Source organism: Candidatus Poribacteria bacterium (assembly GCA_026702755.1).
GTDB lineage: Bacteria > Poribacteria > WGA-4E > WGA-4E > WGA-3G > WGA-3G.
Window position 1 is genome coordinate 15,152 of record JAPPBX010000037.1, and the last position, 23,213, is coordinate 38,364.

Here is a 23,213-nt window from a genome sequence, read left to right on the forward strand (position 1 = left end):
GAGCAGGCTTAACTAAAATCGGTGTTGATTACGCTATATCAGTGACACCACTGTAAAACTGTTTAGAATATCCCAGCAATCGGTTCGCCCTTCACCAATTCGCGTGGCTGATCCAAATGGTTGTAGACGATAGTGTGCGGGTCGATACCGAGTGTATGATAGACTGTTGCGAGGATGTCGCGCGGGTGTACGGGATTCTCAAGCGGCGTTGAGCCTGTTGCATCGGACTTCCCGTAAACCTGTCCACCTTGGACACCTGCTCCAGCAATCAAACCTGTATAGCAATAGGGCCAGTGGTCGCGTCCATCAGGCGCGTTGCTGTTACCGGAAGTGCTAATGCCCATCCGCGGCGAGCGTCCGAATTCACCGATCGCCAAGACAAGCGTGTCCTCTAACATACCACGCTGATCCAAGTCTTCCAGCAGTGAGGAGACCGCGCTGTCTAACTTCGGACAGTGAAGGTTCTTCAGCGGACCGAAGTTGGTTGCGTGTGTATCCCACGCTGTGGTATTCGGATCACCGTTCGCAACAGAGGGCCAGTTCACCTGTACGAAACGGGTACCTGCTTCCACCAAACGGCGAGCAAGTAGCGCACTCTGCCCAAACGTGTGTCTACCGTACTTATCTCTCATCTCATCCGGTTCTTGAGACAAATCGAATGCGTTGCGTGCCCGTTGCGATAGGATGAGATTATATGCCTTTTCATAATACTCGTTCAAGGCATAAGAGTCTGCCACCTTATCAATTTCGGGCATTCCAGCGTTGATTGTTTCAAGGAGATTTTTACGCCGTTTTAGACGCACCGGTGGTACTTCTGGACGCAAACTCAAATCGTCGAGATTAATCTCCTGATTCGGGTCTTGGAAGAGGAAATAAGGATCGTACGCCCTACCAAGGAAGCCTGCGTTTCCACCTTTACCGATGATATTGCTTTCCTGCATCGGACGCGGGAGTTGCACTGCCGCGAGCATCGGTTCATCGGGTGGACGGTAATTTGCGATATGCGATGCAGCATTCGGATGGTCGGCTGGTGACGGCGGGTCAAGCTGTCCCGAAGGCGCGACCTTGTCAGGTGTTTCACCGGTTACCATTTGGTACATCGCAGCGGTGTGGTTGAAAAGTCCCGCTGGCGTGTAACTTACGGAACGGATAAGGCAAGCTTTATCCATCTGTTGTGCCAAACGCGGCATTGTCTCAGACAACTGAATCCCCGGCACGTTAGTCGGGATTGGATTAAATTCACCACGAATGTTTGAGGGTGCTTCCGGTTTCGGATCCCAAATGTCAAGGTGGCTAGGACCGCCTTGCAAAAAAAGAAGGATGACCGAGTTGGCTTTCCCCCATCCGTTAAGCGGCTTCGCGGGATCAACCGTTGTATTCGCGTTGGCTTGGAGTGACAATACCTGTGGCAGACTAATGCCGAGCATCGCCGCACCACCAACACGTAGAAATTCACGACGTGAGAACCCGTCACATAAACGTCCGGGTAGTTGTGGTAACGATAACATCTATTGTTTCCTCCGTTGTGGCTTTCAGCAATCAGCAGTCGGCAGTCAGTAGCACGTGTGGCAGTTACGAACGCTTTCCTGCCCAAACCCGTAACTGACAACTGACAACTGATAACTGACAACTATTTAGCGATTGAATAAGAAAGCAGGACTGTTGATTAACGCCCACAACAAGTCTTGTGCGCCCTCTTCTTTAGACTCCGCATTCGCGAGATGTTCAATCGCTACTGCATATTCGTTCTTCTCCGGTAACCGAGAAAACGTTGCGAGATATAGTTCTTCAACGAGAACCCGGTCATCTTGATTCGTTTTAATGAGTTGCGCGATACGTCCTTCTGGATCGATGAGTGCCTCTGCAACCGTCGGTCCATTAATGAGATTCATTGCATGTGCAAGGCTGACCTCGGTAGTACGTTCACATTCACACGAAGTTTCGCGTTCAGGTCTACCAAACAGTTTCAAAAATCCATCATCTTTAATCTTACTGTCCGGCAATTGCACGGCTCGGAAGTCTTTCGGGACCTCCTCAAATCGTGGTCGGCTCCCCGTTGCAATTCCGATAGCATCTAACAGCTGCTCCGCCGTCAAGCGTCTGGCTACCGCATGTGAAAAGTTAATTTTATCAGCCTTGTTCCACTTGTTCGTTTTGATGCTCTGCTGATAGGTTCGGGAACGGGTGATTGTCTTCATGACATGCTTCATGTCAAATCCACTGTCTACGAAATCCTTTGTCAACGCATCAAGTAATTCAGGGTTAGTGGGTGGATTACTCGTCCGGATATCGTCTACAGGTTCGATAATCCCGCGTCCCATAAAGTAACTCCAGATACGGTTCACGCCTGCACGTGCAAACATCGGATTGTCTTCAGAGGTGAGCCAAGCTGCCAGCATCTCACGTTTATCCTCAGTTTCGGATGCAATTTCTCCGAAGGGGACTGAGGGTTCAACAACCGCTAAGGTTCGTGGGTGTTTCACAGGCTCTGCGGTGTAATTGGCATAGACAACCTCATCACCAGGTAGCTGCCCCGGCTTGACCTTGACATCCGCGAAAAAGGCACCAAGTTCGTAGTACTGGTTCTGCGTCCATTTTTCAAACGGATGATCGTGACATTTATTGCACGAGAAGCGGACACCTAAGAAAAGCTGCGTTGTATTTTCCACTGCAGCCGTATACTCACGGGAGACACGGAAATAGTTCGCTGCCGGATTTGTATAGGTGCTTCCGGTCGCCGTAAGCAAATCCTGTACAAACTCGTTGTATGGACGATTCTGGGTGATGGATTGATGAATCCACTGTTGGAAGAGCCATATCCCGCGCTCGCCGAGAAACTTACGGTTAGACTGCAACAGGTCGCCCCACTTATGGGTCCAGTGATCGACAAACTCCGTTGTCTCAACGAGAGTATCAATAAGCTGCTCCCGTTTTGTCTTCGATGCGGTTTTGTCGGCAAGAAAACTCCGAACCTGTGCCGGGGTTGGTGGAATACCTGTTAAATCGAAGTAGATACGCCGCACAAACTCTTCATCTGTACAGAGTTCAGAAGGCAGAATCTTCATCCGCTTCAGTTTATTGTGGACGTGCGTATCGATGTAGTTGTATTCAGGTGTTTTAACCCACTTGTAGCCACTTCTATCGCCCATAACAATGATGCCGTTTGTACTATAGGCACCTTCATAACGGGTGAGAATGGCGGTTTCGCCACGGCGTTCTGCCGTCACCACACCCTCGTCTGTCACTTTTGCCACTTCATTGACACTACTCGTGAATTTCGCCTCACGGGTGACATCCCGTGTTGTTCCATCGGGATAGTGAGCAATAACTATAAGCTGCTGCTTCGTACCAGGTATCGCGAGTTCAGCAGAATCGGGCAAAACCTCTAATCTTTCCACTCGCTTAGTGGTCTCAACGTCGGGAATAGCACCTTCCGCTATCCATTGACGAATGATTTCATAGTCTCGATTTCCTGGGACAATCACTTGTCCACCTTTATGCGGTACCTCTGACGTCGGCTTTAGCAACATTAGGCTCTGTTCAGGGAACGCTCGATTGAAACGCCGTCCAGCTATATCCTCAATCAAGAGTTCATAATCAAAATCAGGATCATAGCCGCGGAGTGAAAGTTTGAACCCATTTTTGCCTTTTGCTGCACCGTGACACGTGCCATTGTTACATCCAGCGTGGCTCAGGATAGGCATTACATCTCGGACGAAGCTGACAGGTGGTGCCTCAATACTTTTGACAGTTACAGGCAGTTCGGTGTTTACACCTTTGACACTCACCGCAATTTTTGTTGTGCCAACTGTTACCGGGAAGATATAACCATCTTCATGCACCTTTACACCCGCGGTATTGGGTGTCAGCACAGCCCACGGCGTTACATCTACCCATGCACCATCTCTTGTCTTACCTGACACGAGCACCCGTCGACCGTCACGCGCGTGCTCCAATGTCAGCGACTCTGGATGAACCTTCAGTGCTTGCACCATCGGAACTTCAGCACTCGCAGACTGCTCCATCTCACTTGATGCTGTCAGGTGGAACGCGAAACAGATGGAGAATGCAACAAGGAGTGTTGTTACAACGTTAAACCTGGGTTTCATCAAAAAATTCGGCGTGAAACCTCCGACCGTAGTTGACGGAGGAAATGCCGTCCTCCTTTTTTAACTATTGGGTTTTCGCTCCGTTTTTTTCCGTTGTGGAAAAACGGGTTTCTGCTTAATTCGCTTGGTATACATCTCGTAATTGACTTTGCGGACACTTAGCCATCTCTTTTTCTGTCCGCTATATCTATTTACCTTCTCTCGCGTACTTGCTCAAGTATCATCGTATCAAAATATAGGACGATTTCTTTCTTCAAATGGCTTAGGTAAGATCCCAGAGCAGCACAGTATGGTCATCGCTTCCGCTGGCGAGAATACTTCCATTCGCCGCATACGCGACACTCCTGACACTGCTTGTATGCCCTGTGAGTGTCTCTTTAGGCTCTCCCGTCTCAACATCCCAGAAGCGGATGGTGTTGTCATTTCCACCGCTTGCGATGGTTTTACCGTCAGGTGAGCAAGCGACGCTCCAGACATAACCTGAATGCCCTGTGAGTGTCATTATTAAACTTCTTTCATCTGTACTCCACAACCGAACCGTGCCATCAATACTTCCACTCGCGAGGATCTCTCCATCAGGCGAATACGCAATTGAATCGACGATATGCGTATGTCCTTTGAGTGTAGCTCTGTGCTTTCCAGTAGCGGCATCCCACAATACTATATCATCATCTCCGGTTCCCGCGGCAAGCGTTCGCCCATCAGGAGAATATCTAACACATCGGATGGAGTCCGCGCGCCCTTTGAGTGTATCTTTTGCCTCTCCTGTGCTGGCATCCCACAACCGCACTGTACCATCAGTGCTTCCACTGGCGACGGTCGCCCCATCTGTGGAATAGGCGACACTCCTAACAGCGTCCGTATGTCCTGTAAGCGTCGCTGTGGGAGATCCACCGATCGCGTCCCATAGGACAACTGTATTGTCTATACTTCCACTGGCAATCGCACTACCATCAGGCGAATAGGCGACACATCTGACGTATTCCCTGTGCTCAACGAGAAGGTTCAGTCCCATCCCACTGTCTACATCGTAGACCCAAACGCCAATGTCACATGCAACAGCAAGTTGCGTGCCATCCGATGAGAATGCTATATCTCCAGTTAAATTGCCCTGGTCAAGACGTGCTCTCGCCCCTGTTGGCAAACCCGATTGTGTATCTTTCTGATCGTTCATGATTGCTAATGAAAATATCCTTTTTTCTGTAACTTGTTAAAATCGAAACTTAGTTGCTATAAAGTCAGAGCTGTCAGGTTCGCAGGGATTCATCACGCTCTACTTCTGATTTTTCAAGTGCCCCCAAACTATCGGCAACTTACCACTCGGGGAAACATCCGCAAATTCCGATTCACTTGCTAACCAGTTGATGACGTTTTCGGTCAATTTCTCTATCTGATCAATACTCTTGTTGTTTTTATGAAAATTCGGGAGCCGCCAATTCATGTTGAAGATTTTACCGTTCCCAGCTTCCCAATAACCGAAAGCTGCAATCCTATCTTTGTAATCGGTACCCTGCTCCCAAGCATGCGCAAGCGTCGTAAAATTCTTCCAAATTTTATCGAAATAGTCACCACTTACTGGATATCCACTTGAATTGACCTGAATCCAATCATCAACTTTAGGGGTCTTCCCATCAACATTTTCGAGCCCATCTACCAACCCAAGTTCCAATGTCTCCTTGAGGACAATAATACCAACATTGCTTCCATCGTCTGGAACGGGTCCAAATTTTCGGGGTTGTGCGTCTTCTAATCCCAACGGTGTAGCATAGCGGATAGCCGCGCCTGTTAAGAGCACTGCGCCGCCACTTTCAGCGTAGTTTATGAACGCATCAATTTCTGCGTTGGACAATCCGCCCGGATCAGCATCGCCATCATGCCACCAGACAACACCAAACTGCTTGAATGTGGCACTCTTCAAATCTGCCTTTGCGAGTTGTGTGGTTTTGAACGTCTTTTCAGCAAACTCCAATGCGGGTTCAGTAAAGTCGCCTTTGTCTCCGAGATAGATGAACCCGACTTCTACTGCAGCATTACCAATAGTTATACCAAAAAAGAGAAGAAATGTCAAACAAAATACGATTTGGCGAAACTTATTAGCCAAATCTTGCCATTTAAAAGTCCGTTCCATAGTCGCTCCTTATGCTTTTAAGCAGGATAGCGCATAAACGCTTATTCAAGGGTTCGGTTCAATAACTCAATATTAGACTTCTCTTTCACTAAATAATATCACGGAATAACGTTTTTGTCAAAATTTCACCACAGAATCCGCTAAACTTACCTTTACGAGGTTAAGTCCGTGCTGTCATGGCAGTTGCGAAGTCGTTCGTTACCCATTTTCACGAAACTCGGTTCAATTTCAAACCCAATGAAATTCCGCTGATGTCGTTTACACACCACAGGACAAGTGCCTACTCCGACAAAGGGATCCAAAACAAGGTCCCCTGGTGATGAACTTGCCAATACGATCCGTTCAATCAACCGCTCCGGTTTTTGGATTGTATTGAGTGCCTTTCTGCTTACCAACTCTTTGGACTTGTAGGTGAGTTGTTTTATATCTCCCCAGACATCACCCGGATTCTTTCCTTTCGGATTGTATTTCGTTTTACCAAATTTACCGTTCGTTACGGACGGCACGTTTTCACACCGATGCCGATGCTCTAATTCAACGAGTTGTTTGACTCTGATAGGATCTAAGTTATAGCACTGTGGCTTTTTGCCCTTGATAAAATAACAGATGATATCGTAATTATTAGTGTAATTGATCCGTCCTTGTGCAAGTCTGCTCGGTTGATACCACACGATTTTTGAACGTAGGTTCAGAAACTGCCGATAGTCTATAAAGTCGATGCAGTCGGGTTTCCCAAAAAGATAGAGTGCACCGCCATCCTTCAACTTCGGGGCGAAACTTTCGATAAGTTCGAGATTAAATTCCTGAATTGAGGAAATCTCGTCCCACGGTTCTTCCGTTACGCCGTACGGTCCATCACACACAATCAAATCCACTGAGGCATCCTCTACCTCTTTGATCAGAGTAAACATGTCGCCGCAATGAATGGTGTTGTGTGCAAGCATAATTTCGTTATCTCAACTCCACGGGCAGATTTAATCTTTGTTGGCATGGTGTATCGCTTTCCCAGCGACTATTCCGAGCCCCGTGAGGAACACTACAAGCGTCAAAATTGCAACCCATTCCATCATAATTCCTCCAATTTATCAATTTTTCGATATGCTACATTATTGAGCCAAATAATTATAAATGTAATCAGAATTGCTGCAATTGCTCCAGTTACTAAAAGACCCCGACTTGCTTTTCCATAGTTCTGAATCACCCAAGCAACAAGGGAAATATCCGTAGCAATCAAAATGGCGAAAACCACTTTTAGCCAACCAATTTCTTCCTTGAGTTTATCGATTTGTGCCATGTTAATTTGACCTTTTACAGAAAGTTAGGGTACCCAGTTTAGGTTTTGTTAGAAATCGCAATTATGAAGGTTTTACATCGGTCCCACTCGCCGTGGTCCTCTATCCATAGCGAACATAGATGCATCAAAACTCTGTTTCAGCAATTCCAACTTGATGCCCTGTTTCGCCGGAACATGCCAGAGATTGTCAAACTCGTCGGGGTCCTCAATTAAGTCGTAGAGTTCACCTTCTCCATGTCCGTGATAAACTACCAATTTGTAACGTTTATTCCGGTACATTGTTGCGAAAGAATGGTCTGGTAGATCAACAGCGTCATAGTATTCACACCGGACAAAATCACGATGATGGTTTGCATCTACTTCACCTCGGAGGATAGGCAGAAGCGATTTGCCGTGCATCCCTTCAGGCACCGCTAAACCTGCCAATTCCAAGAGCGTAGGTGTTTTATCAACAAGTTCAACGAGCGCGTCGCTTTTGAGACCACTCGCAAACTGCCCTCGCCACGAAAAGATCAGTGGCACCCTGACTAAGCCTTCGTAAAATCTGCAGCCCTTCTGGATTAGCCCGTGGTCGCCAAGCGTTTCTCCGTGGTCACTGGTGAAAATAATAACGGTGTTTTCGCGTTGGCCTGTTTCATCAAGCGTTTCAAGGATCCTGCCAAACTGCTCGTCAATCAGTTGAATCATCGCGTAATAGGCAGCTTTGAGCGTCTTGGCATCCCTTAACCCGGCTGCGTCCGCTTCTTGGCGCGGCGTTTGTGGCAAGATTGGGCTCCGAATATCCAGTTCATCCGGTGTGCACACTTTGGATTGAAAATCAACCGCTTGTAATCGGGTCTGTTGTTCTACATCACTGTCTCGGAAAAGGGGCGATGGCATTTCCGCTGGGTCAAACTGCTCTCGATGTGTCTGTGGCGGATTGAATGGCGGATGCGGATCATAGATATTGACACTCGCAAGCCATGGACAATCTCGTTCCTCACGAATGAACTCGACCGTCTTTTCCGCACACCACGTCGTCTGATGCAGCTCGGCTGGCACACCTTTTGGATCCCGATTCAGTTCGCCAAGTATGTATCCTTTTGAACGAACCCAATCAGCGTAGTCATGTCCTTCTTCCCAATCATCGCGTGGTGCATGGCTGTATTGCCAATAACGGTAGCCATCGTCTGTGCGCGGCTCCACTCGGCGGTAGGCACTCGCCAGATGGAGCTTGCCAATCAGTCCACAATCGTAGCCGCTATCTGCGAGGGTACGTGTCACAAGCGGGTACGCCTCTGGGAAGAAATCATTTCCGTTGCGGATTGCGTGTGTCGCGCTCGGATACATACCCGTAAGAAAACTCGCTCGACTCGGCGTACAGATAGGGCTTTGACAGTAGGCGTGCGTGAACGCTACCCCCTCGGTGACTAAGTCATCAATGTGGGGTGTGGACACATACGGATTGCCTAATGCACCGATTGTGTCGTAACGCTGCTGATCTGTGCAAACCCAGAGGATATTGGGAGCCTTAACAGCCATACGTTAGCCTCTTCACGCGCGTTATTTAACCTTCGCGCTAAACCCGGTCTCTTTAACGAGGTCTGCAAGGTCAGTTGCAGAAGTGGTATTTTTCCGAACTTTAATGACAGCTTGATCCGGCAGAGAAACCTCGACACTGATAACGTTTTGGTGTTGTGTAAGTGCATCCTGCACTCTTGCGACACACGCACCTCACGTCATACCTGTCACGACTAAAGCAACATCCTCACTTCCCGCTGGCTCAATCGGGACGGACATAAAGGCGTTCAATAACTTACCAGAAGCGGGGTCAAATATACGAATTTTTCCATCAAAGCCGCCTGTAGCAAGCTGCGTACCATTAGGATGGAACGAGACCGCGAAAACACCAACTGCATCGCCTTGCATACTTGCTAAACGCTTTCCATCTTCCACGTTATAGATACGCGCTTCACCGCCTGCGCTACCAGTAGCAAACCGACTTCCGTCCGCTGAAAACGCGACACCTTCAATCGTACCCGACTGTGCTTCGTACGCTTGAATGAGGTTAAAGTCCGTGTTACCAACATCTCTTCGTATTTCGCGGAAGATTTTGTAAAGTCTTGGAATCCGGTCTTCACCGGCACTCAAAACTTGGTCTTTACTCGGATGTCGTGCGATCGTGTTGATCTCGCCGTAGCCCTTGTTGCTGGAGTTGATGTCGTCAACGAAAGAACCTGTATCTACCTCAACCAATTTGAGAGCAGTATCGCGTCCACAACTCACAAAGTGCGAACCATCAACAGAAAAAATTGTGCCGAAAACCCAATCGCTGTGGTTGTCGAATTTAATCAGTTCTTTCTCATCCTCAACGGACAATACACGTACCGTTTGATCTGAGCATCCGAAAGCCACGCGACTTGCGTCTGGCGAGAAGGAGAGTCCGTACACGGTATCATAACTGGCACGTATCGCCTTGATGAGCGTGTTCGTTTCGGTATCCCAGAATTGTACCTCGCCGAATTGCGCGGGGGAGCCACCTGCGATGCCTAAGACTTTGCCGTCTGCCGTGTACGTCAGTGATTCTATTCGACGCGCTTTACCGACCAATCGCGCTTTGAGTTCAAAATTTACTGTGTCATACAATAAAACTTCGTTGACACCTGATACCGCAAGCGTACTGCCATCGGGTGAGTACGCCACTGCTGTAACCACCGGAGGCACGGTGTAGACAGGATAGTTCCCCTCCCCCATATCATCGACTTCGGCGGGAGTGTCGTCGTTTGCACCTTCAAGGATCCAACGCCGAAACATTTCGACCTCTTCGGCTGAGAGCGGTTCCATGTTCTGGGGCATCGCCGGTTCATCCCCAGAGATGAGTTGAATGAGGAGACTGTCATCCGGTTTCCCAGGAGTGATTGCCTCGCCTGCCATTCCGCCCCGCGTCAGATCAGCGTAGGTTGTTACAATCAGATCGCCGTTCGGATCGCCAGGATGATGGCATCCTTGACAACTCCGTTTGAGAATCGGGACAATCTGTGAGTGGTAACTGACTACTGCGCCTCCGCCGTGATTGTCTGCCGCTACAAACGGGATCCACGCGGCAAGACAGAACAGATACACCCCAAAATGAATCATAAACCTTGATAGCGATATTTTCATTTTTCTTGAAAACCCTCCCTCTCATGATACCATTTTTCTGTGGTTGTCGTAAGTTACGCCAAAAATGTCCCAGTTGACACATATCTTTGAGTAATTATACTATAATTTCACAGTAGAATTCAAGAAAATTGCGTCAGAGCAAGGTATTTATTAGGAAACTTGAAAAATAAAAGATAAATATCGCTATTAAGCAGTGTGTTCTGAAATCCCACCTGATTTATGATGTTCAACAATCACAGACTTTACCACAAACACGCTATTTTCCGTTGACACGTCTTGAAAAATAGGGTATACTTCTCTTGCCCAATAAAGGCAACATACTTTACTATAAAAATTTAACCATTCTGATAAGGAGATATTTCTTCAATGAAAATGGACTTAGGACGAAATTTGTGGTTTTCCCATATTGGAATTTTTGTTTCAGCACTGCTTGTCATCGGTTCTATTGGAACTGTACAAGTGGTAGAGGCAGCGGATGCGTATGAAATTGACACAGCGCATTCAATGATACTTTTCCGAGCAAAACACATGGGAATTACCTACAACTACGGCAGGTTTAATGAATTCAGCGGTAAACTCTCAATAGATGAGACCGATATATCCAAAAGCACGATAGAATTTGAGGTAAAAACAGCAAGCGTTGATACTGCTAACGAAAAACGCGATCAACACCTCAGAAGCCCCGACTTTTTTAGCGCAAAGCAGTTTCCCGTCATTACCTTCAAAAGCACAAAAGTTAGTATGAAGGAAGGGGAAGAAAATATGTTAGAGATCACAGGAGATATTGAGCTGCTCGGCGTTAAGAAATCCATTACAGTAGACGTTGAAATCACGGGAAAAGGCAAAGGAAGACAAGGTGAATCTCTGATTGGATTTGAGAGCATCTTTACAATTAAGCGGAGCGAATTCGGAATGACCTACGGCGCGGGAGCCGTCAGTGACGATATCCGTCTTACTGTCACTATTGAAGCAAAACACGAATAGACATATCCGTTCCGATTTGCTGTTGGCGCGCTTAAATGAAGTTTCAATACTACAAACAGATTGGTTCGTAGTAGTGCGATTTATCGCACGTTCAGAAATTACCGAATTAAATTCTGAAATCTCATGAAAGCGTGCCATCCCTATAAAACACGTGGAAGGAGATCAGCGATGTTGACAATCAAACAACTTTTTTTTGGTTTACTCCTGCCAGCTATCGTCGGTGGTGGGATTCTTCTCTTCGCGAGGTCTCTTTCTTCCAAAGAAGACACAATTGGAAACGAAAAAGAACACAGTGGATTTTCGGGTTGGCTTATCGCCGCTGCACTCGGCATCGGCTATATAGTTGGCTATCTTGGTTTGGAAGGGTTGCCCGCATTTCCGCCCAAGTTGGGGGTACATTGGCTTTTCTATCTCGCTATTATCGGGGTGATCGTTGCCGGTTTTTGGCATTTTGCTTTGTGGCGACGTTTGATAGCACAGGTGGCTCTCGCCTTTATTATACCACGCCTCCTCCTAACTTCAACATTCAAGTATACGTGGGGACAAACTGAAGGAATTATCTGGTGGGTGTGCATCGCCGCCGCGATTTTTATCTTTTGGTATCTCGTGCAACAGAGTTTTATCGCGCTACCGTCTGGTGCGTCCGGTCCGTTCGTCTATTTCGGGCTCTCCGGCGGAACAGCCTTGGTTTTGGCACTTTTAGGAAGTCTGCGGTTGGCACAACACGCTGGGATCTTAGTAGCACTTTTCGCCACGAGTTGGATCATTGCGCTTATTTTACATCGCAACGACAAGCCGTTTACCTTTTCGCCCAGCGCATCGGCAGTCATAACACTTCTCCTTGTTGGTATCTGGATGAACGGTTATTTTTTCGCGGAAGTGCCAGCGGTGATTGCCCTTCTGTTAGCAATCTCACTGTTCTTAGCACCGATTGGACAAATAGAGGCGATTCAGAGACTTGGCGAGCGGCACTCTAAAATTGTTCAGATAGCAGCCATAGCGTTGCCAGTTGTTATCGCAATTGGTATTGCTGTCGCACGTTCCGGTCTTTTCGGTGAAAACAGCGCGTATTAAAATACGAACATAATGACCGGAAGTGTTGTCTAAATATCTAAGGTGCTTACTTATCAAAATTGCCCCATTTTGTGCAACTTCGGGCAGGGTATGCCCCATTTTGTGCGATTTTTTACCAATAACCTTTATTGTGAGAGACTTCCAGAATGGCACAGAATTTGCTGAACAGTCGTATAGAACATCTCGCGGGAAAGCGATTCGCAAGGATTTAACGGCTTTTAGAAAAAGAGGACAAACAATCGGAGGAAAAAATGAGTTTGCTACGTAATCTGGATTTTGGTGTCCCTCGTACGCCAAAACTCGTTGTAAAAAGTCTTGTCATAGCGTTCCTGCTTGGCATCCCGTTCCTTTTTATTAGCGGCTGCGTCAAGATGGAGGCAACCCGGAAAGCGGATTGGGAGACACACTTCACAGATCTCCACTTTGTCAATCACAAACAGGGCTGGATTGTTGGAGATCAAGCTCTAATTATCCACACAGCAGACGGTGGAAAGACGTGGAAGCAGCAAGAAGTTGATACAACAAGCCCAGGATTTCGTCTGCCCGATGCCTCCTTAGACTTCAAAGCGGTTTACTTTACCAACACGAATTACGGATGGGCAGTCGGCGATGAAGGATTAGTCGCAGCAACCGACGATGGCGGTAGACACTGGACACTGCAAAAGAGCGGCACCTCCGCGATGCTCGTTGATGTCTTTTTTGCAAATTCAAAAGAGGGCTGGATTGTTGGCGAAGATTCGGATGTTCTCTATACCAAGAACGGTGGGAAAACGTGGAAACGTTATGAATACGTTAGTGAATTCCCACTCAACGGGGTCTGGTTTGTTAACAAGTCAAAAGGATGGGTTGTCGGCACACACGATAGGATTTTCCATACCCAGAGCGGTGGTGAATCGTGGCGAGAGCAGAGCAATCGCTTTGCAGGTGAACGCGATCGGATGATTAACGACAATAAAAAAGTCTTTTTTGTCAACGAGAATGAAGGTTGGATTGTCGGCAGTGACGGCTCTATTTTCCACACAATGAACAGCGGTATCAACTGGCAGCGTCAAGATAGCCGTATTCCTCTGATTAATGGACATGTCCGAGATACCATCAATAATATCCATTTCACAGATGAAAACTACGGGATTGCCGTGGCGGATGTCGGTTTTATCACCCGTACCCAAGACGGTGGGGATAATTGGCAATTGATGGACAGCGGCACCGAGAACAATTTGACGGGTATCCAATTTACGACACCCACAGAGGCGTGGGCAGTCGGATGGTATGGCACAATTTTACACACAACAGATGCCGGTGCGACATGGAAGATGACCAGCGGCGTTACCGCGAATGATTTGCAAAACGTTCAGTTCACCGATGCCAATCGCGCAATCGCTGTCGGCAGGCGGGGCACAATGGCAATGAGTAACGATGGTGGACAAACATGGAACGAAATTGACACAGATATTTGGGACGGCATCTGGAACATCTATTTCGCGACAGACAAACACGGCTGGGCAGTTGGTGATCGCGGGTTGATCGTCCATACCAATGATGGAGGCGCGAATTGGGAACGTCAGCGCGGACCTTCCTCCTTTACACTCCGTGCTGTTCACTTTGTTAGTCCTGAAGTCGGCTGGATCGTCGGGGATCTCGGCAGCATTCTACATACGATTGACGGTGGCACAACATGGCTCCCACAAACCGCAACCGGTGATTTCCTCTCGCTCATGCTAAAGGGTGTATTTTTCCTCGATGAAAAGAAAGGGTGGGCGATCGGATGGCCCGGCGTTTGCCTCGCGACAGAAGATGGCGGTTTGACATGGAACCAACAGACCACTGGCACCTTCAATGAACTCTACGCTGTCTACTTCGCAGATGAAAACACCGGATGGATCGTTGGGCAGTTTGGCGAGATTTTATATACCAAAAACGGTGGAAAAAAGTGGAATTTCCAGCGGAGCGGCACACAAGCGAATTTGAATAAACTCTATTTTGCCGACACACAGCACGGATTAATTGTCGGTGATGACGGTGTGATGCTTACCACTGTCAATGGCGGGAAAAAATGGGAAATGCAGGAGAGCGGCACTGACAATGACCTTTATGGATTGGCACTCTCTCCCGACGGTGTCGTCGCTGTTGGCAAGGGCGGAATTGCGATGCGTTACTCCGTCGAAGAGGCAGAATTGCCAGCGAAATTACCGCCTGTCGCTGAAGAACCGACAATTGTCACAGCTGAAGCGGAGACCCCTGTTGAACCTGTCGCCTATCATTGGGATATTATCCGTCAGGCAACATGGCGGACCAACTTCTCGGATACGCATTTCGTGGATGCACAAAACGGATGGGCAGTCGGTTCAGGCGGCGTAATCGCGCATACCACAGATGGTGGCAAAACATGGCTGCCACAACACAGTGGGGTTGATGAAGACTTGCGCCAAGTAGAATTTTCTGACGAGAAACATGGACGAGTCCTTGGTTCTGGTGTCCTACTTCAGACTGAAAACGGCGGTGAAACTTGGCAGCCTATTCTTCAAGCAACCAAACAGAACCTGCCACGCGTCAGCACAATGCACTTCCTAAATGCACAAGAGGGATGGCTCGGGGCAAGGATCGGGCAAACCTTACACACAACCAATAGCGGTAAGACGTGGAAAGTTCAGAAAACTGGAACAACAACAGCGAACATCACCGATCTCCACTTTGTCAATAGTCAGAAGGGATGGGCAGTAACCCCTCAACGTCGAGATGGTGGGTTCATCCTCCACACCGTTGACGGTGGCGATTACTGGAAGATTCAGGCGAAAACCAATCAACCCGGGATTGCCGTCCATTTTGCTGACGAAAACCGCGGCTGGGTGGTTCTCGGCAACGGCAATTCCTTATTGACTGAAGATGGCGGCGAAACATGGAAATTGCAAACCACGGCACAAAGCACACGCGGTTTACAGCGCATCACCTTCCGTTCTCATACCAACGCCTGGGGACTCGGCGGCGGTGGTGTGTATATTACCGAGGATCAGGGGTTGACTTGGAAGTCAGTCTCTGTCGCTACGGGAGATGATGACGATAACATGTTCGCCAACATGTTTGCCATGCGAGAAACTGACCCGGAGATGCTCGAAGAATCTGAATTAGAATCGGAAGAAGCAGACGAGGAGGGAGAAGAGGGCGCGGAGGGACCAACGTTAGCATACGACGAAACACCGGAGGAAATTCAAAATCGGCTTCGAGAACAGTTTCAACGTTCCGGACGTTTCGCGCCAGAGGGTGAACTTCCACCTAACGCTGAACGGACGGCACCGGCACCAAGACAGCAACGACCGCCACCACCGCCAGAACCTCAAGGCCGCCGTAGACGCGGGGCACGCCGGATCGCCAGTGTGTACTTCTTAGACGCAGAACACGCGTGGGCTGTTGGGAGTGGTGGCAGCATCTATCACACGGCGGATGGCGGAGAGACTTGGGAACGGCAACTCGGTGAACAGCAACGCAATGACTTCCGAGAGGTGCTCTTCTATGATGATAAAAACGGTTGGATAGGCGGTGACGGTGGTGTCCTATTGGAAACCCAAGATGGTGGACAGACGTGGGAGACACTCGCAAGCCAAACGCGGCAACGCCTCATCGGTGTCCACTTCGCCAGCCTCGAACCCGAAAAATGGGGGTGGGCAATGCAACGCGACGGAACTGTCCTCTATACTACAGACGGTAGCACTTGGACAGCCGGGGACACGCCGGAACGTCCGCCGTTCATGGAAGGCGATGCACCGGGGACATTCTCGCTGAACGACGTTGCCTTCGGCAAGTTTTCTGAAGGCTGGGCAGTCGGACAATTCGGAGACATCATCCATAACAAAGACGGCGGTCCCACATGGACACCTCAGCGCACCACTGCGAACGACAGACTTACGAGTATAGATATGAAATTCGCGCCCCTCGGTTGGGCAGTCGGACAAAGTGGTGTCACGCAACGGACTATCAACGGCGGTGAGTATTGGCGGATGCACGAGACCAAGACAAACTATGATCTTAACTCGGTTTCGTTTATCACCAAGCGGAAGGGATGGGCAGCTGGCGAGGCAGGCATCGTCCTGCGGACAATCGACGGTGGTTTTACATGGGAACCTACATTGACCGGTGTCCCCAAGGAACTTCACGGCATCGTCGCAATCTCCGAACAAGAGGTCTACGCGGTCGGTGAAGAGGGAACAATTGTTCGCTCCACTGATGGCGGCGAAACTTGGGAACAGGAACACACCGATATCGACAACAACCTTTACGTTATTACCCGTTCCAAAGACGGAAAAGCCCTGTGGGTTGTCGGGCAGTGGGGTGTTGTGCTGCGTCGGAAATTGGAAACGCCAGTGCGAATGTCAATGCGGTAAAATTAGCGAAACTTGACAAATCACAATAAATATGCTATACTTCATGTATAATGAGCAAATTTAACTTCATTGACCTCTTTGCTGGAATCGGTGGAATTCGCATTCCTTATGAAAAGTTAGGCGGAACATGTGTATTTAGTTCTGAATGGGATAAATACGCCCAACAGACCTACACTTACAATTTTGGAGAAACGCCCGCTGGCGACATCACTAAGATTAAGGAAACTGATATCCCCGACCACGACATTTTATTGGCAGGTTTTCCGTGCCAACCCTTTAGTATTATTGGAGACAAGCAGGGCTTTGAAGATACGCGTGGTACACTGTTTTTTGACATCGCTCGGATTTTGAAACAGAAGCAGCCGAGCGCGTTTCTCCTTGAAAATGTCAAGCAGCTGCTCACCCATGACAAGGGACAAACCTTTGCAGTTATACAAGAACAATTGTCGCGATTGGGCTATACCGCCTATCACAAGGTATTGAATGCCCTTGACTTCGGATTACCGCAAAAACGGGAACGGATTTTTATTGTAGGGTTTCGCGAACCGATAGCGTTTGATTTCCCGAAGCCTATCGGTATGTACAAACCTCTCTCAGAGATACTGGAGTCTGACAAAGACATTGACCCAAACCTGTTCGCATCGGAGCGCATCCAAAAATCGCGACGTGAAAAGTGTAAAGGCATACCCTTTTTCCCATCCGTTTGGCATGAAAACAAAGGAGGTAACATTTCGGTCTTGCCCTTTTCGTGTGCGTTGAGAGCTGGTGCCTCTTACAACTATCTTTTGGTGAACGGCGTTCGGCGTCTTTCCGATAGAGAACTGCTACGCCTACAAGGATTTCCCGAAGACTTCAAAATTGTAGGGAATATGATGCAGGTCAGAAAACAGACTGGAAATAGTGTTGCTATCCCTGTCGTCCATGCCATTGCGGAGAAAATGTTGCAGGCATTAGAACAACGTAAACCGATGATACAACTTGAGGAACAATTGCTTCTCTTTAAAGATGCAGCATAAATCATCTATTCTATGAGGAGTAAGACTTTTGAAAAGTGCTTATGAAAGAGGTTACATGGGTCGGTGATTCCCGTGAGAAGCTGCGACGATTACCTAAGGGTGCAAGAAAAACAATCGGTGAAGCTCTGACATACGCTCAGTTTGGAGAAAAGCACCCGACTGCCAAACCGATGCGAGGCATTGGAACAGGAGTGATGGAGATTGTTGCTCGACAGTCCCGTGATACTTACCGAGCAGTTTATGTCGTAAATCTTGGGAGGCAGATTTATGTGCTGCATGTTTTCCAAAAGAAAGCAACTCGAGGCATAAAAACCCCAAAAAGAGAAATAGACCTTATTAAGCATCGCTTAAAGCAGGCAAAAGAAATGGAGGCAGCCCATGTGTAATGACCTGAAATTCGAGAAAAGTAGTGGAAACGTGTTTAAGGATATTGGCTTTTCTGAAGCAGAGGCCGAGGTTTTGTTATCTCGAACAAAGTTGACTTTTGAGATATTTACACTTCTTAAAAAATCTCGGCTCAGACGCGTGAAGGCGGCGAAACTTCTGGCGGTTGAAGAGCAGGACATCTTGAAACTCAAAAACGGTGACTTTGATGATTTCAGCATAGAACGCCTTTCCCATTTCCGGGATCGGTTGAAGTGCTATGTAGAGGAACAGGAACCAACATCAGAAAAAGAAGAGGAACTAAGGGCATCAGCTGCTCCGTAATCAGAGATATTAATACAATGAAATCAAAATCCAGTAAAGCCTTTCTCATTTCAGTCCTACTACACGTCGGTATTGGCGTGCTCGGACTTTTCTATTGGTTCGGTACGAACCCACAGCGAGATGCCGCCAGTATCAACGCCATGTTCATCAGGGAAGAAAAACCGAAGGTCAGACGTATACCACGACGGAAACGTGTCCAAGCCACGCAGAAAAGAACCCGCGATGTCAGTCAACCGCGACTGAAAATCCTCACGAGCAACCAACCTGCCAGCACGCGCGGTGTTGTCTCGGCAGCGGAACCTGCTCCTTTCCAACCCTTCGACACCGACGATCTCGGTGAACCCGTTGGACCCACGACGACAAATGTTGAATTCGATGACATTCCACAGGTCCAACGAAAAGTCATTGACCGTCCTTTCAGAAAAGAGAAGAAAACCGAAACGCGTCCCAAGAGTCGGTTAGTGAAGTTCATTGAAGCACAAGAAGGGCCCCAACGTATCGTCTACTGTATTGATCTGTCCACCAGCATGCAAAATCTTCCCGCGCGCAAACTTAAGCGGATTATAGATCTTATGCGCGACTCACTCACCTTTCTCGAACCGCACGATAGTTTCAACATTGTGGCGTTCAGTGCGGAACTCATCGTCTATCAAGAAGACTTTGTTCCCGTAACAGAGCAGACAGTTGCTTCATCGTCAAACTATCTCGCCGACATCCAGTCCCAAATCCATACAGACGGGACCGACCACGATATGCTAACGGCGTTGACGGAAACCTCCAAAACCTCACCTACCATCGTTGTCCTCTTTAGTGATGGTATCCCAACGTCAATTGAGGGACCGGATCTCACACGTGTTGGCGAACACGCTGCAGGCAACGGACGTATCTTTGCTATGGGAACCGGGATGGCACCGAATTTCCCCGGTGCCGTGATGTTGAAACGTCTCGCTACTGTGAGTGCGGGGGACCTGTGGCTCGTTGATAGAGCAAGAATTAGATAAGGGGAAAACTGCATGCAGCAATCCAGTCTCACGCGTGCAGAAGAGATAGCCGAAGGTCTCTATCCACACCAAATAGAAGGTATCGCCTTTCTGCTCGGTCGTCGCCGTGCGCTCCTTGCTGATGATATGGGACTCGGTAAGACCCGACAATCCGTCCTCGCGATGGTTGAAGCAGAAGCCGAAGGTCCTTACCTCGTGATCTGTCCTGCCTCTATCAAACGCAACTGGGCGCGTGAAATCGAAATCGTTTTCCCAGATGCCGAACCTGCCATCGTTGGTCCCACGCCGCTCCCACCTATAGATTACCGCGGTTGGATTATTGTCAACTATGAAATCCTCGGTAAAAATCTTGACAAACTACTTGCGTTTGACTGGAAAGGTGTTGTTTTTGACGAAGCACACTACCTAAAAAATTATCAGAGTCAGCGGAGTCAAAACGCATCAAAACTGGTTAAGCAGATCAAACGGGACCCTGTAGTCCATGCGTTAACTGGTACCCCAATGACAAGCCGGCCCCGCGACCTTTTTCCGCTGTTGCAGATTTTGGACCATCCTCTCGGAAAGAGTTTCCTCAGTTTTGCGAAGCGTTATTGTGAGGCGTATCAAGGAGATTTCGGACTGGTGGCAGATGGCGCAAGCAATCTCGAGGAATTGACTGTGCAACTGCACGGTGTCATGCTGCGCCGCACAAAAGATGAAGTGTTAGACCTTCCGCCTAAGGTCCGGACATGGATGGACGTTGAACTCCACCCTTATGCAATCCAGCACTTTAATCGATTAGTCCAAGAATTCATATCAAAATTTGACACACCTGAAGCGATTGATGGAAGCCCAGAATCCTTTGGTCTATCATCAAAACACCGCGAAGAATTAGATAACTCAATAGACACTTCGGATTTAGGAACTGGAATGGGTAGAATAACCCAAGTGCGCCGAGCAATTGCATTTGTCAAATGTCGTCACACCATCAAATTTGTGGAGAATGCCCTGGAACAAGGTGAAAAGGTAATTATTTTTACATCCTTCCTCAATACGATGCAGCGTTTCCAAACGCACTTCAAGGACCGAGCGGTTTATGTGTCCGGCGAAGTTCCTGTACATGAGAGACAGAACAGGGTTGATCGCTTTCAAAACGATGACGATATCAAACTTTTTATAGCCAACATGCACATAGCAGGCGTTGGTGTAAATCTCACTGCAGCGCGACAGATCGTCTTTAACGACTTAGATTGGGTGCCTGCTAACCACTGGCAGGCAGAAGATCGCGCTTATCGCATCGGTCAGACAGGAACCGTCAATGTCACCTATATGATTGCGACTGGAACTGTTGATTCGTTTGTCAAGACAGTATTAGAAACAAAAGCAGCATTGATGGATTCGATCGTTGAGGGATCAATTTTGATACCGGATGGCGAGGCTGCTCTCCAACTGGATGTCCTCAGCGAACTCAAGCGGATGATGAATGCTTTGTCTGTCCAAACCAGTGAACTGAAAGAATCCGAAGTGCATGATGTGCTTCAGAAAGCAGGGGATGCATACCTTGAAGAGAACGCGTCCCACCTCCGAGAAGCGACCTGTGCGCAGCTGCGTCCATATTCCGAAGAAGCCATCCGCACCTTAGCGCAAGTTCTCACCGGTCCTGAGCGAGCAGTCTATCACGCTGAGAGTTCATCACAGAAGGGCAAATTTTACACACTGGAGGTTGTCGGTGTCGATGTAACGTGCGATTGTCCAGGCTTCACGCACCGCGGCAGCTGCCGACACGTCCGTCCCCTGAAATCCGCCCTCGCCTCAGAAAAACCGTTGCCGAAAGGATATAAGAAAGTTTCGTCAGATTAGTTTGGATTGCTGGGTTTCGTTATACCTATTCACACAAACAATTCGTCAAACCTGCCCCATTTCGTGCAATTGCGCATAAGGTATGCCCTATCTCGTGCAGTACTTTTTGGATATTTTGCGGAAATCCGATGGGTTGGGGATTATTTAGATAGGCACGAAATTTGCTATGTTTTCAAAACAAGGTCGCGATCAGGAGTCGTTCCCACATGAGCACTTGACATATTTTGGAAACCCTGTTAGCATATTTAGAATTAATACTTGCCAAGGAGAGAAAAGATGAAGAAGTTCATAATCGCGGAAATTTGCGTTGTAGTTGCCCTCATTGTTGGATTTTGGTTAGGGCGCATTACAGGTAACGACACGAGTTACGAAAGTTATTATGACAACGCCGACAAGGCATGGGCGGCAGCACAAGCAATTGACAACCCACCGATAACGCTTGATGAACCCGAAAAAAGTCGTTTACGCAAAGTCCGAGCCGCATACCGTAAAGTTTTCGACAAATACCCCGAAAGTTTATGGGCAGACGATGCGCTCTACCAACTCGCCTCACGCATCCCACGCACTGATGAAGAGGCTTTCGCGCTCTTTCGTCGACTCATCAGCAATTATCCAGACAGTGAGTGGGCGGATGATTCAATGTACGCCATCGCCTTCGCCTCTTATCAGATCGCAGAGCAGCTGAAAAAGACGAATACGCTTGAATCCATAGATGCCTATTATGACCGCGCCCTTGCACTTTACAATCAATTAACCGCGACATATCCCGGTAGTCAATTGACGGACCAAGCAGAGTTTAACAAAGGAATGTGCTACTACGGGAAGGGTGAATTGAACTACGCACTTACACAGTTTGATACGCTCAGAGAGCCATTCAGCGATAGTCCGTTGCTTTATCAGATTCTATACGTTACGGGCGAAATTTACCTCAAAAAGCAAGAGTATGAAAACGCACGCGTGGAATTCACAAACGTCGTTGATTCGGGAGATCCAGACCTCTCGCCATTAGCAAATTTTGGCATCGCGCAGGCTTATTTCGCGGAGGGGAAATTTCAGGAAGCAATCGATGAGTATCAGAAAGTTATGGATCTCTACCCAGACACCAAAGTCGGACAGGATGCCTACTTCTACATGGGATGGGCGTATGAAAGACTCGGCAAGTATGATGAAGCCATCGCCAGACTTGAGGAAGGTATCGATCTATATCCGCGCAACGAAAACGCAGCGAACTCGCAAGTCTATATTGGGCAAATTGCCTATGCCAATAACGATATGGCGAGTGCAGTTGACGCATACCAGAAGGTTGCGGATAATAGCACCTACGATTATGACACTCGACGGGCAGCACAATATTCGGTTGGCAAAATCCATGAGGACAGTGGCGATACGGATCTCGCGGTAGGGGCGTATCAGAAACTGATCACAGAATTCCCAGAACCGCATAAAGAGGCTACCCATCAGTCAAACAATATCAACGAGAATTACATTCAAAACCTAAGAGGTATGGGACTATAACAACTAAATGTAGCATAGGCTGTTAGTT

General features: G+C 48.1%; 17 protein-coding genes. 9 read left to right on the forward strand and 8 right to left on the reverse strand.

Annotated elements, in window-relative coordinates; translation table 11 throughout:
* Window positions 1–62 precede the first annotated feature (62 nt).
* From OXH39_07165 to OXH39_07200, 8 genes are all read right to left on the reverse strand, one after another.
* On the reverse strand, window positions 63–1,508 hold the full coding sequence (locus tag OXH39_07165) for a DUF1501 domain-containing protein (GenBank protein ID MCY3550224.1): 1,446 nt from the start codon (window positions 1,506–1,508) through the stop codon (window positions 63–65).
* Between the two features lie 126 nt (window positions 1,509–1,634).
* Window positions 1,635–4,109, reverse strand: coding sequence for a DUF1549 and DUF1553 domain-containing protein (locus OXH39_07170; GenBank protein MCY3550225.1), 2,475 nt, complete (start codon window positions 4,107–4,109; stop codon window positions 1,635–1,637).
* A gap of 262 nt (window positions 4,110–4,371) precedes the next feature.
* Window positions 4,372–5,283 carry a WD40 repeat domain-containing protein gene (locus OXH39_07175; GenBank protein MCY3550226.1) on the reverse strand — a complete coding sequence of 304 codons (912 nt, stop codon included), beginning with the start codon at window positions 5,281–5,283 and terminating at the stop codon, window positions 4,372–4,374.
* A 99-nt stretch (window positions 5,284–5,382) separates the two neighbouring features.
* Window positions 5,383–6,237, reverse strand: a complete 855-nt coding sequence (locus OXH39_07180; protein ID MCY3550227.1) for a hypothetical protein — start codon at window positions 6,235–6,237, stop codon at window positions 5,383–5,385.
* A 152-nt stretch (window positions 6,238–6,389) separates the two neighbouring features.
* Complete coding sequence (locus tag OXH39_07185; protein ID MCY3550228.1) at window positions 6,390–7,148, reverse strand: site-specific DNA-methyltransferase; 759 nt, start codon at window positions 7,146–7,148, stop codon at window positions 6,390–6,392.
* Between the two features lie 155 nt (window positions 7,149–7,303).
* Window positions 7,304–7,531 (reverse strand): hypothetical protein, encoded by a 228-nt coding sequence (locus tag OXH39_07190; protein ID MCY3550229.1) that lies wholly within the window; start codon window positions 7,529–7,531, stop codon window positions 7,304–7,306.
* Window positions 7,532–7,603: 72 nt separating this feature from the next.
* On the reverse strand, window positions 7,604–9,052 hold the full coding sequence (locus OXH39_07195) for a sulfatase-like hydrolase/transferase (protein ID MCY3550230.1): 1,449 nt from the start codon (window positions 9,050–9,052) through the stop codon (window positions 7,604–7,606).
* Between the two features lie 192 nt (window positions 9,053–9,244).
* Entirely contained in the window at window positions 9,245–10,672 is a 1,428-nt protein-coding gene (locus OXH39_07200; GenBank protein ID MCY3550231.1) for a hypothetical protein, read from the reverse strand.
* A gap of 366 nt (window positions 10,673–11,038) precedes the next feature.
* On the opposite strand from OXH39_07200, the gene OXH39_07205 reads away from it, so the two are divergent.
* The 9 genes from OXH39_07205 to OXH39_07245 all read left to right on the forward strand — a co-directional run bounded on the left by OXH39_07205 (window position 11,039) and on the right by OXH39_07245 (window position 23,185).
* On the forward strand, window positions 11,039–11,656 hold the full coding sequence (locus OXH39_07205) for a YceI family protein (GenBank protein ID MCY3550232.1): 618 nt from the start codon (window positions 11,039–11,041) through the stop codon (window positions 11,654–11,656).
* A gap of 168 nt (window positions 11,657–11,824) precedes the next feature.
* Window positions 11,825–12,730 (forward strand): hypothetical protein, encoded by a 906-nt coding sequence (locus OXH39_07210; GenBank protein MCY3550233.1) that lies wholly within the window; start codon window positions 11,825–11,827, stop codon window positions 12,728–12,730.
* Window positions 12,731–12,981: 251 nt separating this feature from the next.
* Complete coding sequence (locus OXH39_07215; GenBank protein ID MCY3550234.1) at window positions 12,982–17,106, forward strand: YCF48-related protein; 4,125 nt, start codon at window positions 12,982–12,984, stop codon at window positions 17,104–17,106.
* 50 nt (window positions 17,107–17,156) lie between these two features.
* Window positions 17,157–18,122 carry a DNA cytosine methyltransferase gene (locus OXH39_07220; protein MCY3550235.1) on the forward strand — a complete coding sequence of 322 codons (966 nt, stop codon included), beginning with the start codon at window positions 17,157–17,159 and terminating at the stop codon, window positions 18,120–18,122.
* 41 nt (window positions 18,123–18,163) lie between these two features.
* Entirely contained in the window at window positions 18,164–18,508 is a 345-nt protein-coding gene (locus OXH39_07225; GenBank protein ID MCY3550236.1) for a type II toxin-antitoxin system RelE/ParE family toxin, read from the forward strand.
* On the forward strand, window positions 18,501–18,830 hold the full coding sequence (locus OXH39_07230) for an XRE family transcriptional regulator (protein ID MCY3550237.1): 330 nt from the start codon (window positions 18,501–18,503) through the stop codon (window positions 18,828–18,830). Before OXH39_07225 ends, OXH39_07230 begins: the two co-directional genes overlap by 8 nt.
* Window positions 18,831–18,847: 17 nt before the next feature.
* Complete coding sequence (locus OXH39_07235) at window positions 18,848–19,831, forward strand: VWA domain-containing protein (GenBank protein ID MCY3550238.1); 984 nt, start codon at window positions 18,848–18,850, stop codon at window positions 19,829–19,831.
* A 12-nt stretch (window positions 19,832–19,843) separates the two neighbouring features.
* Window positions 19,844–21,670 carry a DEAD/DEAH box helicase gene (locus OXH39_07240; protein MCY3550239.1) on the forward strand — a complete coding sequence of 609 codons (1,827 nt, stop codon included), beginning with the start codon at window positions 19,844–19,846 and terminating at the stop codon, window positions 21,668–21,670.
* 276 nt (window positions 21,671–21,946) lie between these two features.
* Window positions 21,947–23,185, forward strand: coding sequence for a tetratricopeptide repeat protein (locus OXH39_07245; protein MCY3550240.1), 1,239 nt, complete (start codon window positions 21,947–21,949; stop codon window positions 23,183–23,185).
* Window positions 23,186–23,213: the final 28 nt, after the last annotated feature.